This is a genomic window from Anaerocolumna sp. (assembly GCF_032079385.1).
Lineage (GTDB): Bacteria > Bacillota > Clostridia > Lachnospirales > Lachnospiraceae > Anaerocolumna.
This window is the reverse complement of the sequence record NZ_DAMAUC010000023.1, coordinates 41399-57375: the sequence shown is the minus strand read 5'-3', so window position 1 is coordinate 57375 and position 15977 is coordinate 41399. Positions and strand designations below refer to the sequence as shown.

Sequence of the window (15977 nt, the reverse complement as noted above, 5' to 3'; positions counted from 1 at the left end):
GCTATTTTCTTAGTTATAGAGTATGCTTAAGAAATAATACCTGTTTGTAAAGGATGCGATAAAATATGAAATCAATACTAATTATTGAAGATGATGAAATACTCAATGCAGGATTATGCTATAACTTGAATCTGGAAGGGTATGAGACTGTTCCAGCATACAATATAGATTCAGCGAAAACAATATTTCCAGAACAGGAATGGGCTCTTTGCATCCTGGATGTAAACTTACCAGATGGGGACGGAATTGATTATGGTAAAGTTATTCGGAAACAATCTCGAGTACCAATTATATTTTTAACGGCAAGAGACATGGATGAAGATATGATTAGGGGATTTAGTGCCGGAGCAGACGACTATATTACTAAGCCATTTAATGTTAAAATATTGATGCAGCGGGTACATGCTATATTGCGCCGTTGCCAGGAAGCAGAAGAAAGTATTTATCGGTGCGGTAATCTGGAGATTGATTTCAAAAATTATATAGTAAAAAAGAATGGCAAGGCTCTAACACTTACTCCAACGGAATACAAATTGTTGTTTCAATTATGTAAAAATCCTGGAAATGTATTAACAAGGCAAATATTATTAGAAGAATTATGGGACAAGAATGAAAATTATGTGGATGAACACACCCTGACAATTAACATCAGCAGATTGCGGGCAAAAATAGCAGACGAGAAATATGTTTACATAAAGACGATCTATGGATTGGGATATCAATGGATTGGAGAAAAATATGAATAAAATAGGAATCATAGTCATTTTTTTAGTAATAGCTTTATCATTCTGCATTTTTCTTTTGCTATGGATAAATATGCGAAAGCAATATATTGCATTTACTGAAAAAACAAGCGATTGTTTGGACCAGATAATCAGAAATATTACGTTAGAGGAATCGGCTGAACATATCTTTGCCCAATATAATTTAGAAGAAGAAACACTGGATTCCAAGATGAAGAGGAAATTAAAGCAATTATCAGATGTGACCTATGCAACAAAACAAACTAATCTGGAGCAAAAAAAGCAAATTCAGGAGATGGTATCGGATATATCCCATCAATTAAAGACTCCCATTGCCAATATAACCATGTATAACGATACCATCCTAAATCACAATCTGCCCGAAGAAAAAAGAGAAGAGTGTTTACAGGTTATTCAAAATCAAGTGGAAAAGTTGGATTTTCTTGTGAAAGCCCTTATGAAGATGTCGCGTCTTGAAAGCAATATGATTGCTTTGAAAAAAGAACAGAATAATTTATATGATAGCATAACTCAGGTGCTGGCCAGTATTAGACTGCATGCAGAGAATAAGAAATTGAACGTATCCCATCAGTGCGAGAATCCTTATCCATTATATTATGATGAAAAATGGACCATAGAAGCAATCTTTAATGTAATGGATAACGCTGTTAAATATACTCCAGAAGGTGGAAATATTAATATCTTTGTAGAACGTTTGGAGCTATTTACTAAGATATGTGTAAAAGATACGGGGATTGGAATTGCACCAGAGCATCTGAATGATATCTTTAAAAGATTCTTTCGGGAGAGCAGAGGACATAAAGAAGATGGTGTGGGGATTGGACTTTATCTGACCAGGGAGATTTTAACAAAACAAGGGGGTTATGTCAAAGTAACTTCTAAGGAAGGTGAAGGCAGTATATTTTCGCTTTATCTGCCTAATTAGTTAAAACAATAGGTATTTTTACAGGAGATTATGGAGGCTTATACAGAAGTCTTTGTAATCTCTTTCTAATTTTATTTATATTGAAAGATTTTTGAGAGGCTTTTGAAACATTATTGAGAGATTTATCTGTTATGATAATCACAGAAAGAATAAAGGAGATGAGATAGGCAATGAGTGTAAATATGAATATATTAAAGACAGAGAATCTAAAAAAATATTATGGCAGCCATCCTAATATTGTTCATGCACTAGATGGGGTAAACTTGGAAATAAAAGAGGGTGAATTTACAGCTATTGTTGGAACTTCCGGCAGTGGAAAATCGACACTTCTACATATGTTAGGCGGTCTTGATAAACCAACAGAGGGGCAAGTGTTTGTAGGTGGAAAAGATATTTCTAAGTTAAATGAAGAAGAACTTACTATATTCCGGCGCCGGCAGATTGGGTTTATTTTTCAAAATTACAATCTGGTACCAATTTTAAATGTATATGAGAATATTGTTCTGCCAATTGAGTTAGACGGAAATAGACCGGATAAATCTTATATAGATAGAATTATTATTATGTTAGGTTTAGAAGAAAAATTAATGAACATGCCCGGTAATCTTTCCGGCGGGCAGCAACAACGAGTTGCTATTGCAAGAGCCCTTGCCACAAAGCCTGCAATTATATTAGCAGATGAGCCAACAGGTAATTTGGATAGCAAAACAAGTCAGGATGTTCTGGGACTGATTAAGGAAACCAGCAATCAATTCCATCAGACAATTGTAATGATTACTCACAATGAAGAAATTGCACAGCTTGCAGATAGAACCATACGATTAGAGGATGGAAAAATTGTTGAAGGCGGGTGGAAGCAATGAGACTTGAAGGCAACAATAATAAAAAAATAATAACCCATCTTGCAATAAGCAGTATAAAAAATAGTAGGATGAGAAATTTTTTCATTATCCTTACCATCGCACTTTCTGTGAGTTTGCTTATGGTAATGAGTCTTTATACTGTAGGATTTGAAAAGAGCCAGCAACGCAGTGTTTCTAATATGCAGCATGTAATTTATGAAAAAGTAACCGATGCCCAGATTAAATCAATGGCAGAAGATAACCGGATAGAGATGCTTTTATTATACAAATATGGACAGGGTGTGGAAGTGAACAATAAGATGATGCAACCGGTCTGGTTTGGGAAAGAAGCCATAAAGGGTAATAGATCTGCTATAAGTACCATGTCTATTATTAGCGGCAATGTACCAGATAAATTGGAGGAGATTGGAGTATCCAAAGGATTTTGCAAAACAATTGGTATAGAACCCAAGATTGGAATAACCGTATCACTTAATTTTTTAGATGGAACCACGGAGAAATTCGTCATATCAGGTATTCTTGATGTTCCGGATAAAACTAATATTTATCCAATATTAGTTTCAGAAGAGTATGCTTTAAAAGGTACACAGTTAAAGAATATATTTCCTGATGCTATTGTTCGCATTCATAATGCAAATAGCATGACCCAAAATGAATTCTTAGAAGTGATTCGTGATATTTCACATAAAAGCGGGGTTGGACGAAAGCAGGTAAATGAGAATAATATTTTTGTTAATACTTTATCTGGCGGTGATAAAGAAATACAACAAATGATAGCAATTATTTGTCTGGGTATTGGCATTTTATTTGTAAGTGTCCTGGTTATTTACAGTATATTTTACTTATCCGTTATTAGCAGGATACATCAATTTGGCCAGCTTCGAACAATTGGTATGACTAAAAAGCAAATCAGAGGCCTAATTACAAGAGAAGGCTTATTGCTTTGTACTGTTGCTATCCCAATCGGGCTTTTAATTGGAGGAGTAATTGGTTATTTGATTCAAAAGAATGGATGGGATTGGAAGAATACAGGGATCATAGCTATGATTGTTATTGTAACGGAAGTTATTACCGTATTGCTATCTATTAATAAACCGGCCAAGATCGCTTCGGCAATATCTCCAATTGAAGCAGCAAAATACTCAGGATATGATACAGCAGATAGTAAACAAGCAGCAGGGAGGTTATACCGTAAATTAACACCCGGTAGTCTGGCTAGAATAAGTGGAACACGGAATCGTAAAAAAACAGTGCTGACTACCATTTCACTTGGAATCGGTGGGGTTCTCTTTATGATTGCCACTACGCTGATTAGTTCTACAAGCTTAGAAGAATATTCACGGCAGGGTGGATTTCGTTTTGGTGAATTTGTCATTAATTTATCCTATAATGCGGTAACTGCAGCGGAACATGGATTAACAGACATACAGAGAGATAATCCGTTAAATGACAAACTAAAAGAGAAAATAGAAGCAATAAATGGTGTCAATAAAGTTATTGCTTTTGAAAAAGCAGCCATTAGTTGGAAAGCACATGGAGAAGTTGAAAAAGGAAGTATTACAGGGTATGGAAAAGGCGAATTATCCGAGAAGTTATTAGATAGTGGTACCATAGATTATGAAAAGATGGTGCTGGAGAACGGGATTCTTGTATGTGATAATTCAATGATAGAAGAAATATATGGATGGAAATATAAACCAGGTGATAAAGTAAATATTACATACCACGATGGAACAGAGGAAGTAGAGAAAGAATATACCATTGCCGGATTCGTAAATTATAAATACAAGTACATTAACCCGGAGGCAGGCTGGTATCTGATACCCAGGGAAACATTGCATGATATCATGAATCATATGAATCTTACAACAGAAATGGTTGTTTCTGCAGAACCGTCAAAACAAGCGGAAGTAGAAGCAAAATTACAAAAGATAGTGGATGAAAATCCACTGCTGACAATGTCCACATTAAGAGAACAAAAAGAAATCGATGAAGTGGGCTTTACTTTACTTTTTGAAATGATACTTGGACTTAGTCTGTTCATTATTGGATTCAGTATGATAAATCTTGTTAATACATTAATAACAAATATAGTAACAAGAAAACAGGAATTCTCCTTACTGCAGGCAATTGGCATGACAAACGGCCAATTAATGAAAATGTTACAGGCCGAAGGCTTACTGCTATCGTTGGGAAATCTGGCAATTACTTTGATAGTGGGAGTTCCGTTAAGTTATGGAGGAATTGAATTATTAAGGTATTTCAGTGCCGAATATATGCATTTTAATTTCCCGTTATGGTTTTTCTTAGGATATGTAGTGTTAATTGTAATCGTACCAATAATAGTTTCCGGAATAGCGCTGAATAATTTTAAGAGACTATCTTTAGTTGAGCGGCTGAGGATAAATGATTAGGTTTAAAAAACAATATTTTATAACCAGCAACTTGTGCTAGCGCACAAAGGTAAAAATATTGCACCAAATTATAAAAATATTAAATTTATCCTTAAGTGTACTCCCTTTATAATATACAATTAGAGAACTATACATTGTTAATAAAGGAGAGGGCGTATGAAGGGATATAAATATTTAGATAAAAAAGGTACTTTTGAGTTGGAAAATCCGGAACTAACCAGTTATCTCTATTTTCCAATATGTAATGAAAGTGGAGTTATGAGCAGCCTTACACCCACATTTGGCGGAGATTCTAAGATGGGACAGAATACATTTTTGTTCTCTCCGGTAAGCAGTGAAGACCTGCATAATAATAAATCCTCCAGAAATTTTTGGTGTCATATAAAAGGAAAAGGAATTTGGTCTGCCACCGGCAGGTCTTCGAAGCAGCAGGCAGAACTTTTTATGGAATATAAAGATGAAACCAGATTAGAAGCAGGGATTATGTGGCAGAAAGTTACTAGAATTTCAAAGGAATTTGGTATAACCTCAGAAATTACCTCATTTGTACCTCATACGAAACATCGAGTAGAGCTTATGATTGTAAAACTTAAGAATTCCGGTAAGGAAAATCTGGACATTACGCCAACAGCTGCCGTTCCCCTTTATGGAAGATCCGCAGATAATATTCGTGACCACAGGCATGTTACCTCACTTCTTCATAGAATTGAAACCGTTGATATAGGGGTAATCCTTAATCCAACCCTAACTTTTGACGAAAGAGGTCATCAGAAGAATCAGATGGTATATGGAGTCTTCGGAAAAACTTCTGATGGAGAGCTGCCTGTTGGATTTTATCCATGTACGGAAGACTTTATCGGAGAAGGGGGTTCATTTGAAAACCCGAAAGCAATAAGTGACGGTAATATAGCATTGGTAAAAGAAGGATTTCGAATAGAAGGTTTTGAGGCTCTTGGCGGCATCCAATTCCAGAACATTACGTTAGAACCTATGGAAGAAAAAACATATATTCTTGTTATGGGATATGGAGATTCCAAAGAAGAACTTATGAAAGAGGCGGATTCATTTCTTTCACAAAAGGCTTGGGAAACGGCCTTTGCTAGTATGAAAAAGTATTGGGATGAAAAGCTGAATATAGAATTTGACTCCGGTAAGAAAGACTTTGATACATGGATGTATTGGGTAAGTTTCCAGCCGATTTTACGGAGGATTTATGGCTGTTCCTTCCTGCCCCATCATGATTATGGAAAAGGTGGAAGGGGCTGGCGGGATTTGTGGCAGGACTGTCTGGCATTACTGATGATGAATCCGGGTGGTGTAAAAGAAATGCTTATTGATAACTTCTCCGGAGTCCGAATGGATGGAACCAATGCCACTATTATTGGAAAGAATCAAGGCGAATTTATAGCGGATCGCAATAATATTACCCGTGTTTGGATGGATCATGGCGTGTGGCCATTTCTTACCACAAAGCTTTACATTATGCAAAGTGGCGACATTGAGATCCTTTTAAAGGAGAATTATTATTTTAAAGACCCTCAATGTATGAGAGGGGAAGAAAAGGATGAATTATGGAAACAAGAAGAGGGTAACCATGTAAGAACTAAAGAGGGGGATGAATATAAAGGGACTATACTAGAGCACATGTTAATACAGCATTTGACTTCTTTTTATGATGTAGGTGAACATAATCATATCAGGCTTCGGGGAGCAGATTGGAATGATGCTCTTGATATGGCAAAGGAACGTGGGGAAAGCGTAGCATTTACAGCTCTGTATGGAGAAAATCTCAACCAGATGGGTGAACTTATTCTAAGCTTATACCAAAAAGGCTTTGCGGAAATACCCTTAGCCAAAGAGCTGAAAATTCTTTTAGAAGATGATTTGAAAACATATGAAGATATTCGTAAGAAGCAAGAAATTCTTCACCGGTACTGTGTTCAGTGCAAAAGCAGAATTAGCGGAGAAAAATTATTCATATCATCTCTTGAGCTTGCCAATAATCTTAAGAATAAAGGAGATTGGATTAAAAAGCATATTCAGGAAAGGGAATGGATTACGAATGCAGAAGGACATTCCTGGTATAATGGATATTATGATAATAGTGGCAATGCAGTGGAGGGTGATAGTCCAACAGGTGTACGAATGATGCTCACAGGTCAGGTATTTGCCATTATGTCTCATACAGCAGTAACAGAGCAGGTAAAAGAAATTATATCTTCAGCAGACACCTATCTTTATGATCCTTGTATTGGCGGATATAAATTAAATACCGACTTTAAAGAACTTAAGACGGATTTTGGAAGAATGTTTGGTTTTGCTTATGGGCAGAAAGAAAATGGTGCAGTATTTTCTCATATGGCCGTTATGTATGCCAATGCCTTATATCAAAGAGGATTTGCAAGAGAAGGCTATAAAGTTATAGATGCACTTTACCGTCATTGCAGTAACTTTGAAAAATCTAGAATCTATCCGGGAGTCCCGGAATACATAGGAGGTAATGGAAGAGGGCTTTATCACTATCTAACCGGGGCTGCAAGCTGGCTCTTATTAACTGTTTTAACGGAAATGTATGGAGTGAAAGGACATTATGGTGATCTTAAATTTTCACCAAAACTCACTTTAGAACAGTTTGATAGTAATCAGAAGGCAGGTGCAAATTTAGTCTTTGCTGATAGAAGATTGTTAGTGTTATATTATAATCCACTAAAGAAAGAGTATGGAGAATATCAGATAAAAAGTATTTTTATAAATGACAAATTGTATTCTAATTATAACAGTACCGTTATTTCTGAAAAACCCGGTTACTCAGGCACTTTAGATTCAGATGGAGTTATTCTTAGAAAAGATCTTGAGAGCTTGGATGCTTCTGTGGAACATAAAGTTCTGGTAGAGTTAATATAAAATGGGAATTATAGTACAGAAAAGATAGAAATGATAAAAGAGAAAAGAGAAGGGGAGGCAACCGGCTGCGATTGTTATTAAAAGACATTAACGGGCTGGTATCTGGGTAATATGAATAGCGAATATATTGAAATTACAAGCTACAACGGGGAAGGTTATAAACCTTTGATTGATTATCAAGGATGGAGAGTGGCTATCCTTAGATATTGTGAAGAATTAGAGCTACATAATATAAAAACAATGCAAAAACATAATGAAACGGATGAAATTTTTGTTTTATTAGAGGGTAATTGTACTTTATTTGTAGGAGGAAAAGGAGAAGATATTGAAGGAATCGAAGGAATTGCTATGGAGCCATATCAGCTCTATAATGTAAAAAAGGGAGTTTGGCATACTCACACTTTAGATGAAAAAGGTATGGTATTAATTGTAGAAAACCAAAACACTTGTGATAAGAATTCTCCTACAAGGTATTTACGTGAAATACAACTGGAAGAACTTCACAGAATATAAGAATATACAATAAAGTAAATATATCATAACTGGGGTGTATAGTTGGTTAAAATACAGGTACTGACTGCAAACGATTAGGTATAAAATGAGTGGGTAAAAGATAAATAGATAAAATAAATAGGTAAAAAATAAATAGGTAAAAGATAAATAGTAAAAGATTAATAGATAAAATAAATAGATAAAGGGGTAAGTTTTCAGCAAATATATTATTAATTGCAAAGGCATACCCCTGTATGAATCAGTTTATAGAAATGTTTTACAGATACTCCAGTCAATGTTACTTTATAAATAATATTATAACAATATCAGGATCTTATAGCCCAACGTAATTTTGCACAACGAGCACGGCTATTGGAATTACATTCAGCTGCCGATGGACGAATTGCCTCAGGAGCTATTTCACTGTAGATACCCTCATTAAGAAATCGTTTGAAAGATTTTTTAACGAGGCGATCTTCTCCTGAATGAAAAGTAAGGATAGCAACCCGCCCTCCCGAAGCAAGTGCTGCAGGAAGCTTTTCTAAAAAATCATATAAAACTTCAAACTCATTGTTGACGTCAATTCGTAAGGCTTGAAAGCAGCGTTGACAGGATTTTTTAACAGCATCATTTCTGGAAGCTTCCGGAATGAATTTTAAAGCTTCCTTGATGGCTTGTTGGAGCTCAGTTGTGGTGGATATGTTTCTTCCTTTTTTGATTTCAGAAATAATGGCACGGGATATTTCAGCAGAGTATGGCTCGTCTGCATTTTCCAGTAGCATACCTTGTAATTCGTTCTGAGTAATTGTTTTTAATCGTTCTGCCGCAGAGATACCTTTACTTGGGTTCAGACGTAAGTCTAATGGTCCTTCACTCTTAAATGAAAATCCACGATCAGGATTGTCTATCTGCATGGAAGATACCCCTAAATCCGCCAATATAAAATCTAAAGGACCTGATTCTAAAGAAACCTGATCTATATTGGAAAAGTTCATTTGCTTGATTGTTAAAATTTGTGGACCATAGCCAAGGTTTTCTAACCGCTCTCTTGTGCGGGGCAATTCAATTGGATCTACATCCAGTGCATACAAATGTCCTTTTGCATCTAGACATTTAAGCATTTCTAAAGTATGACCGCCATAGCCTAGTGTTGCATCTAACCCTGTTTCACCGGGAGTAATCCGTAAGATTTCTATTATTTCGTCCACACAAATGGAACGATGCATACCTGCAGGAGTGCCGCCTTTTTGAATCACCTTTTCCACCGCATCAGCATATTTTTCTGGTTGCAATTCCTTGTACTTTTCATGAAAAGCCCTGGGATGAGTACCTTTATATCGAACGCGCCGTTTATGTTTTTGCTCTTGATTATTCATTGTTTGACCATAAGGATTTGGCATTTGTGAATCCAAAATTAAAAGTTGATACTAAATAAAATACTTCGTTCATTCGCCTAATCCCCCCTTATTATATTTTAGTATTATTACTAATGATATGATATCAAATACAAAACATAAAAGCAAATTATATGAAAAGAATTAAGAACTCTGAACTTTAAAAGACTAAAGTATTAATTGGAAGCACTTGAAAATTACATATGTTGACAAGTATTTGGATATAAACTAATATAAAATCATACAACTGTACATTATTTGAATGATAAAATCCCACATCTTTGAAGACTGTGGTATTCCTAAATTTCAAGCATTAAGTTGCAGAGGGGGCATAAATTTGATTAAAGCACGAAAGTTTTTTAAATCAATTAAAATCAGGACCAAGGTTATTTTACTATATATTAGTGTTCTAATATTATCCCTTCTATTGACTTATGGCATTTTCACCATTATGAGTGAAAGACAGATAGAGCAAGAGGTGGGAGAAGCCGCTATGCAGACTGTTAGTGCCTTAAAAGGTAATCTGGATTTCATATTTGAAAACGCGAATCAATTTTCAGATCTTATATATTTTGATAAAGATGTACAAAGCGTCCTGTCCAAAATCAACTCCAGCAACATTAATGCTCATGTACAGCAGACCATGCAAAAAAGTATGGTTAATATGCTTTTGTCCGGTGACTACATATCCGGTGTATTTATATTTGATACATATAATAATTACTACAATTCCTATAAATCAGGGCCTATCCTCGTAAATAAAGACATTGTTAAAGAAACCGATTGGTATCGTAAAACAAAAGAAGCAGAAGGAGATGTGGTTTTTATTCATAAAAGTGAAGGTGTTTTAACATTTCCAACGAAAAAGGATAAAAACTACATTTCACTTGTAAGAGAAATTTATGATGTGGATACTTATGATGAATTGGCTACTTTACTAATTATAGTTGATGAAGAGACTATACAGGACTATTTTGAAGAAGTTGGAATGGAATATAATTCACAGTTTTGTATTGTAGATTCTAATAATAATTATATTGTCAGGCCAAACGGATACAACAAAAGTATGGATGAATACATATTCAAATATTCAAAAGATAAGAACAGTTATCGGTCATTAGAGAACGATAATAATAAAATGATCGTGGCTACTCAGGAACTGGGTATTGAGGACTGGAGATTAATCGGTACCATTCCTTTAAATCTTAATAACATATCTTTAAGCAAAGCTTACAGAACCTGGATTGTGCTAATTATTAGTTTGAACCTGTTTTTTATATTTGCATGTTCTGTGGCATTGTCCAATTTGATTTTTAAGCCCTTAAACAGGGTGCAAAAGCATATGAAAATGGTACAAGGTGGTAAGCTTATACAAATGGAGGTAAATGAGAAACATTCCGATGAAATAAATGATTTAAAAAAGGTATTTAATCAGATGGTGTCCGCAATTGATAATTTAATTTCAGAAGTAAAAAAAGAGGAACAAATTATTGCGAAAAATGAATTAGATATCATTCAGGCCCAGATAAATCCCCATTTTTTATACAATACATTAGATGCAGTATCAGCCCTTGCATTAATCGAAGATAATGAAAACTGTTTAAAGATGACACAGGCCCTGGGGAATTTCTATAGAAATAGTTTGAACAGTGGTTTAGATCTGGTATCCATTCAGGATGAAATGGAATGTATCGAAAGTTATATTACTATCCTGAACATGAGGTATGATGATAAGATTAATATGACTTATGATGTGGAAGAAGATATAAAAGAACGAAAGATACTAAAATTGATTCTACAACCTATTGTGGAAAATGCAGCTCATCATGGCATACGTAATAAAAAGGGAGAAGGCACCATCTCTATTAAAGGATACCGGGACGAGAATGAAATCATATTCATTGTAACGGATGACGGACTTGGTATGAGTGAAGACAGAATTCATGAGATTGTGGAGGGAAAAATACAAAAAGAGAAATCTGGATTTGGATTATATAGTTCCGCTCAAAGAATATCCCTTTATTACGGCATTGAGAAACCAATCACCATAACCAGTGAATTAGGTAATGGAACTGAAATTATAATTCGGGTAAAAGTAATTAATGATAGCAAGGCATAAAAAACATCTATTATCAGCAGTTGCCTTGTATGAGCAGACAAAATATCAGATGTACCAGATGTAGCGAGTATGAGGGGGAGGAATCTGTGAAAGGAGTATGGGGGAAAAATGAATAATCGAGTATTGATTGTTGACGATGAAAAATTAGAACGTGTTTTAATCCGCAAAGGATATGACTGGGAAGCAAATGGTTTTGAAATTATTGGAGAAGCCGGCAGCGGGGAAGAAGCACTGGAATTTTTCAATATAAAAGCACCGGATATTGTTATAACAGATATTAATATGCCATATATGGATGGTTTGCAGCTTGCTGAAAAGATCAGGGAGCGTTCTGCAAAATGCCGTGTGGTAATTGTTACAGGTTACAGGGAATTTGAATATGCAAGACAGGCATTAAAACTAGGAGTAAAAGACTTTATCTTAAAACCGGTAAATATTAATGATATTGCTAATATCGTTAAAAATATTAAGGAAGAACTGCAGGAAGAAGAAGGTCATCACCGGGAATATAAGCAGTTAAAAGAAACAGCAAAACAAAATCAGGACATTGTTACTGAAAGTTTTTTGCAGTTGTTGGCAGAGAATCGAATTGAAGAAAAAGAAGCACTTTATAAATTGGAGATGTATGGTTTTGATGGACTTTTGAAAGAATGTGTATGTATTAATATAAAACCCTATAAAAACGAAGAGGGATTATTGGAAGAAAATTTAGCCACCAGTAAGAATATATTAGACTTTATAAATGATAATTATAAGACAAACAGTATTTCATTTATTCATTATCTATGCAATATCATTATTTATCTGATGGGCGAAGATACCACAGAAGCAAAGGGAATTGTTAATGAGATTAAGAAAGGTATCAACGAAGAGCTGAATATAGAAGTTGATGTAGGAATTAGTCAGGTTCAACATAACTATGCAGGAATTTCAAAGGCATACAGACAAACGGAAAAAGCCATTAGTGCCAGTGTAATTCTTGGACGTAATTCATGTATTACCTATGATGAATACGCAGGTATTAAAAAAGCTGATCAAGGAAACACAGAAATTAACTGGCAGGATTTCGTCTTCAGTGTAGAAAACTGTCTGGAAAAGAAAGTAGAGGAATATATTGACGAATATACCAGCTTAATTAAGAAGGCAGGAATAACGGATACCGAATATCTAAAATTAATGGCAATGAATATGCTTTCAAAAGCAGCAACGGTTTTGACAAGACATGGGAAAAGCTTAGGACAGTTAGTGGGAGAAGGATGGTTGTACGAGGAAGTTTCTAAGATTGCAACAGTAAGAGAAATGAATGGATGCCTTAAGAATATTATCCGGCATATTCTTAAATATAGTGATAGTTTAAGAACTAAGAAGAGCAATAAGCTGGTAGATCAGGCATTGAAGTATATTGATGCTCATCTTTATGAACAGAGCCTGACACTTAAATCCATTGCAGGTAATGTATATACCAACGAAAGTTACTTAAGCCGGGTATTTAAGCAGGAAATGGGTGAAGGAGTCATCGAATACATAAACAGGAAGCGCATAGAGCAAAGCATGATTTTACTGAACACTACGGATTTAAAAGCCTATGAAATCGCAGAAAAGATAGGAATTGGTGACCCTCATTATTTTAGTATTTGTTTTAAAAAGCAAGTTGGAGTTACCATTAAGGAATATAAGAAGCCAAAATTTGAATAGCAGACCACTTATGTAAAAATAGTTACCTTTTTACTCAAAATATTAAATTGAGTATCTTTTACTATTTTCATATACTGATACTAACATAAAAAGCATGCTGTTATTTATTAAGCCTTGGGCTAAATTCTTTAAAATCCAATTAAGATTGTAAAATATGGAGGGAAGGTTATGAAAAAAATAACAAAAAGGTTAATATCATTACTATTGGCAACAGTATTGGTATTTAGTTTGGCTGCTTGCGGGAAGAAAGATAAAGGAACCTCAACAGATTCCAAAGATACAGGTACGGTAACAGAAGGTAATACGGAAAAAGAGAGTAATGGAGATAAAGCTCCTGAACAAATTACTTTAAATGTTTGGCATCAATGGTCCAATGACACCAATGAATTGAAAAAACTTTATGATCAGGCAGTAGCTGAATATATAGACGCAAATCCTCATGTTAAAATTGATACACAGACACTGGACACAGAAGCGTACAAAACAAAAATATCCGCAGAGTTTGCAGGAACAGCAAGCGGTATCGATGTTTTCTATTATTGGGGTGCCGGTACAGCCAGAAAACTTGTGAATGCGGATAAATTACTTCCCCTAAACGATTATATTACAGATGAAGTGAAAGCGAAGATTTTACCGGGCTCAACATCTGCATTTGAATACAATGGTAAGACTTATTCCTTACCAATGTTCTCCTGGTATATGACCTTATTTGCAAACAAAGATTTATTTGAGCAGGCGGGAGCAACGATACCGACTACATACGATGAATTATTAGAAGCATGTACAAAATTAGCTGCTCTTGATGGGGTTACTCCTCTGGCTGCAGGTGCAAAAGATGGCTGGAATGCAGCATTTATTTATCAGGCATTAGCGCTTAGAGAAGTTGGTGCAAAGAATATCAATGCTATGCTAAGTGGAGAAATTCCATTTGAAGATTCTGGTTACACAGAAGCAGCCAATAAAGTAGTAGAGCTTTATAATGCAGGAGCATTCGGTAAGAATCCTCTTGAAGCTGGAAATGACGATGCTAACTCAGCATTTATCAATGGAAAAGCAGCTATGAGAATTATGGGAAGCTGGTTTGCAAATCAAGTGTATACAGACGCTACAGCTACCATTAATCCGGATAATGTAGTGGCCTTAAAGATTCCTATGATTTCCGGTAAAGGCAGTTCAACTGATTATGCCGGTGGATTCGTTGAATCTTTCTGGGTAAATAAGAATACAAAATATGCAGATGAAGCAGCAAAATTTGCAATTTATATTAATGAGAAGATGGGTAAAGCCGCTTATGAAACAGGAACTGGTTTCTGCGGATGGAATGTAGAATTGGATGAAAGTAAGTTAAATCCATTATTTGTTCAGATCAAAGGTTTATTAGGTGAGAGTGTGGAAGGTGTATTGGCATGGGATACTTCCTTAGATTCCAATCCGGCAACCATTCATAATGAACAAGTTCAGACTTTGTTTGCTCCTAATGCAGATGTAAATGTATTCATTGAAGAGCATAAAGCGGCTATCAATTAGTAAAGTACTTCGGAAATAAAATAGTTCTCAATATTAAATTTATTAATACACTTTTAAACAATATGTCTAAGGGATTATCACTTACAAAGTTAAAAAGTGATAATCCCTTAACTTAACTAAAGTTCGATCGTATAAGGGTATCTTTTGTCAGTCAAACACCCTTGACTAATCAAAATACTATAACAGGGAGGGTCAATCTATGGATAAAATGTTAGGTAAAAAGCGATATATTGCAATATTCGTTATGCCGGCATTGCTGCTATTTCTATGTTTTGTTGTGGCACCATTAGTTGTCACAGGTATCTATAGCTTGTTTGAATATGACGGAATAGGTACTATGAAATTCTTAGGATTAAGTAATTATATAGAATTATTTACAAAAGACCGATATTTTCCGAAAGCGCTGACGAACTCGCTGGTTCTGGCGGGTGCCTCCGTATTTATTCAGATTCCTTTATCTTTACTTCTTGCGATTATTTTGGCTAGAGGAATCAAAGGGGAAAAAGCATTCCGAACAATTTATTTTGTACCGGTAGTCATCTCCAGTATGGTTATTGGGCAGCTATGGATGAAAATATTTAATAGCCAATATGGTTTATTAAATATAGTAATTGGTTTTATTACCGGTCAGAAGTTTGAATATTCCTGGTTATCTACTCCAGCAACTGCTTTTATTGCCACCGTGATACCGGCAGTATGGCAGTATATCGGATATCATATGTTAATCTTTTATGCAGGTATTAAATCAATTCCAACTGATTATTATGAAGCAGCAAGAATCGATGGAGCTTCGAACGGGCAGGTTTCATTAAAGATAACCCTGCCGCTGCTGGCACCGGTTATTAAAACCTGTCTGCTGTTTGCTTTAACCGGGTCTTTC

The 15977-nt window shown here is 35.2% G+C and carries 11 protein-coding genes; 10 read left to right on the top strand and 1 reads right to left on the bottom strand.

What is annotated here, in order from left to right; translation table 11 throughout:
- Window positions 1-65: 65 nt before the first annotated feature.
- From RT261_RS16315 to RT261_RS16290, 6 genes are all read left to right on the top strand, one after another.
- The gene (locus RT261_RS16315) at window positions 66-746 is read left to right on the top strand and encodes a response regulator transcription factor (protein ID WP_313134088.1); all 681 of its coding nucleotides are present in this window, start codon (window positions 66-68) and stop codon (window positions 744-746) included.
- Window positions 739-1689: a sensor histidine kinase gene (locus tag RT261_RS16310; RefSeq protein ID WP_313134087.1), complete on the top strand. Its 951-nt coding sequence runs from the start codon at window positions 739-741 to the stop codon at window positions 1687-1689. Before RT261_RS16315 ends, RT261_RS16310 begins: the two co-directional genes overlap by 8 nt.
- Window positions 1690-1871: 182 nt before the next feature.
- The gene (locus RT261_RS16305; protein ID WP_313134085.1) at window positions 1872-2552 is read left to right on the top strand and encodes an ABC transporter ATP-binding protein; all 681 of its coding nucleotides are present in this window, start codon (window positions 1872-1874) and stop codon (window positions 2550-2552) included.
- A complete protein-coding gene (locus tag RT261_RS16300) occupies window positions 2549-4966 on the top strand; it encodes an ABC transporter permease (RefSeq protein WP_313134083.1) in 2418 nt (805 codons plus the stop codon). The genes RT261_RS16305 and RT261_RS16300 overlap by 4 nt, the downstream gene beginning before the upstream one ends.
- Before the next feature lie 156 nt (window positions 4967-5122).
- Complete coding sequence (locus tag RT261_RS16295) at window positions 5123-7870, top strand: GH36-type glycosyl hydrolase domain-containing protein (protein ID WP_313134082.1); 2748 nt, start codon at window positions 5123-5125, stop codon at window positions 7868-7870.
- A gap of 111 nt (window positions 7871-7981) precedes the next feature.
- Window positions 7982-8383: a hypothetical protein gene (locus RT261_RS16290; RefSeq protein WP_313134080.1), complete on the top strand. Its 402-nt coding sequence runs from the start codon at window positions 7982-7984 to the stop codon at window positions 8381-8383.
- A 305-nt stretch (window positions 8384-8688) separates the two neighbouring features.
- On the opposite strand, the gene rsmH is transcribed toward RT261_RS16290, so the two are convergent.
- The gene (rsmH, locus tag RT261_RS16285; protein WP_313134112.1) at window positions 8689-9738 is read right to left on the bottom strand and encodes a 16S rRNA (cytosine(1402)-N(4))-methyltransferase RsmH; all 1050 of its coding nucleotides are present in this window, start codon (window positions 9736-9738) and stop codon (window positions 8689-8691) included.
- A 355-nt stretch (window positions 9739-10093) separates the two neighbouring features.
- Here rsmH and RT261_RS16280 point away from each other — a divergent pair, with 355 nt between their 5' ends.
- From RT261_RS16280 to RT261_RS16265, 4 genes are all read left to right on the top strand, one after another.
- On the top strand, window positions 10094-11875 hold the full coding sequence (locus tag RT261_RS16280) for a cache domain-containing sensor histidine kinase (RefSeq protein WP_313134079.1): 1782 nt from the start codon (window positions 10094-10096) through the stop codon (window positions 11873-11875).
- Window positions 11876-11983: 108 nt separating this feature from the next.
- A complete protein-coding gene (locus RT261_RS16275; protein ID WP_313134078.1) occupies window positions 11984-13570 on the top strand; it encodes a response regulator in 1587 nt (528 codons plus the stop codon).
- Between the two features lie 168 nt (window positions 13571-13738).
- Window positions 13739-15097 (top strand): ABC transporter substrate-binding protein, encoded by a 1359-nt coding sequence (locus RT261_RS16270; protein ID WP_313134076.1) that lies wholly within the window; start codon window positions 13739-13741, stop codon window positions 15095-15097.
- 199 nt (window positions 15098-15296) lie between these two features.
- On the top strand, window positions 15297-15977 hold a 681-nt coding region (locus RT261_RS16265; protein ID WP_313134075.1), incomplete at its 3' end, for a carbohydrate ABC transporter permease.

Excerpts from the sequence above, each read along its gene's own strand:
- RT261_RS16315 (WP_313134088.1), top strand. The coding sequence starts at position 66 with ATGAAATCAATACTAATTATTGAAGATGATGAAATACTCAATGCAGGA.
- RT261_RS16310 (WP_313134087.1), top strand. The coding sequence starts at position 739 with ATGAATAAAATAGGAATCATAGTCATTTTTTTAGTAATAGCTTTATCA.
- RT261_RS16305 (WP_313134085.1), top strand. The coding sequence starts at position 1,872 with ATGAATATATTAAAGACAGAGAATCTAAAAAAATATTATGGCAGCCAT.
- RT261_RS16300 (WP_313134083.1), top strand. The coding sequence starts at position 2,549 with ATGAGACTTGAAGGCAACAATAATAAAAAAATAATAACCCATCTTGCA.
- RT261_RS16295 (WP_313134082.1), top strand. The coding sequence starts at position 5,123 with ATGAAGGGATATAAATATTTAGATAAAAAAGGTACTTTTGAGTTGGAA.
- RT261_RS16290 (WP_313134080.1), top strand. The coding sequence starts at position 7,982 with ATGAATAGCGAATATATTGAAATTACAAGCTACAACGGGGAAGGTTAT.
- rsmH (WP_313134112.1), bottom strand. The coding sequence starts at position 9,738 with ATGAATAATCAAGAGCAAAAACATAAACGGCGCGTTCGATATAAAGGT.
- RT261_RS16275 (WP_313134078.1), top strand. The coding sequence starts at position 11,984 with ATGAATAATCGAGTATTGATTGTTGACGATGAAAAATTAGAACGTGTT.
- RT261_RS16270 (WP_313134076.1), top strand. The coding sequence starts at position 13,739 with ATGAAAAAAATAACAAAAAGGTTAATATCATTACTATTGGCAACAGTA.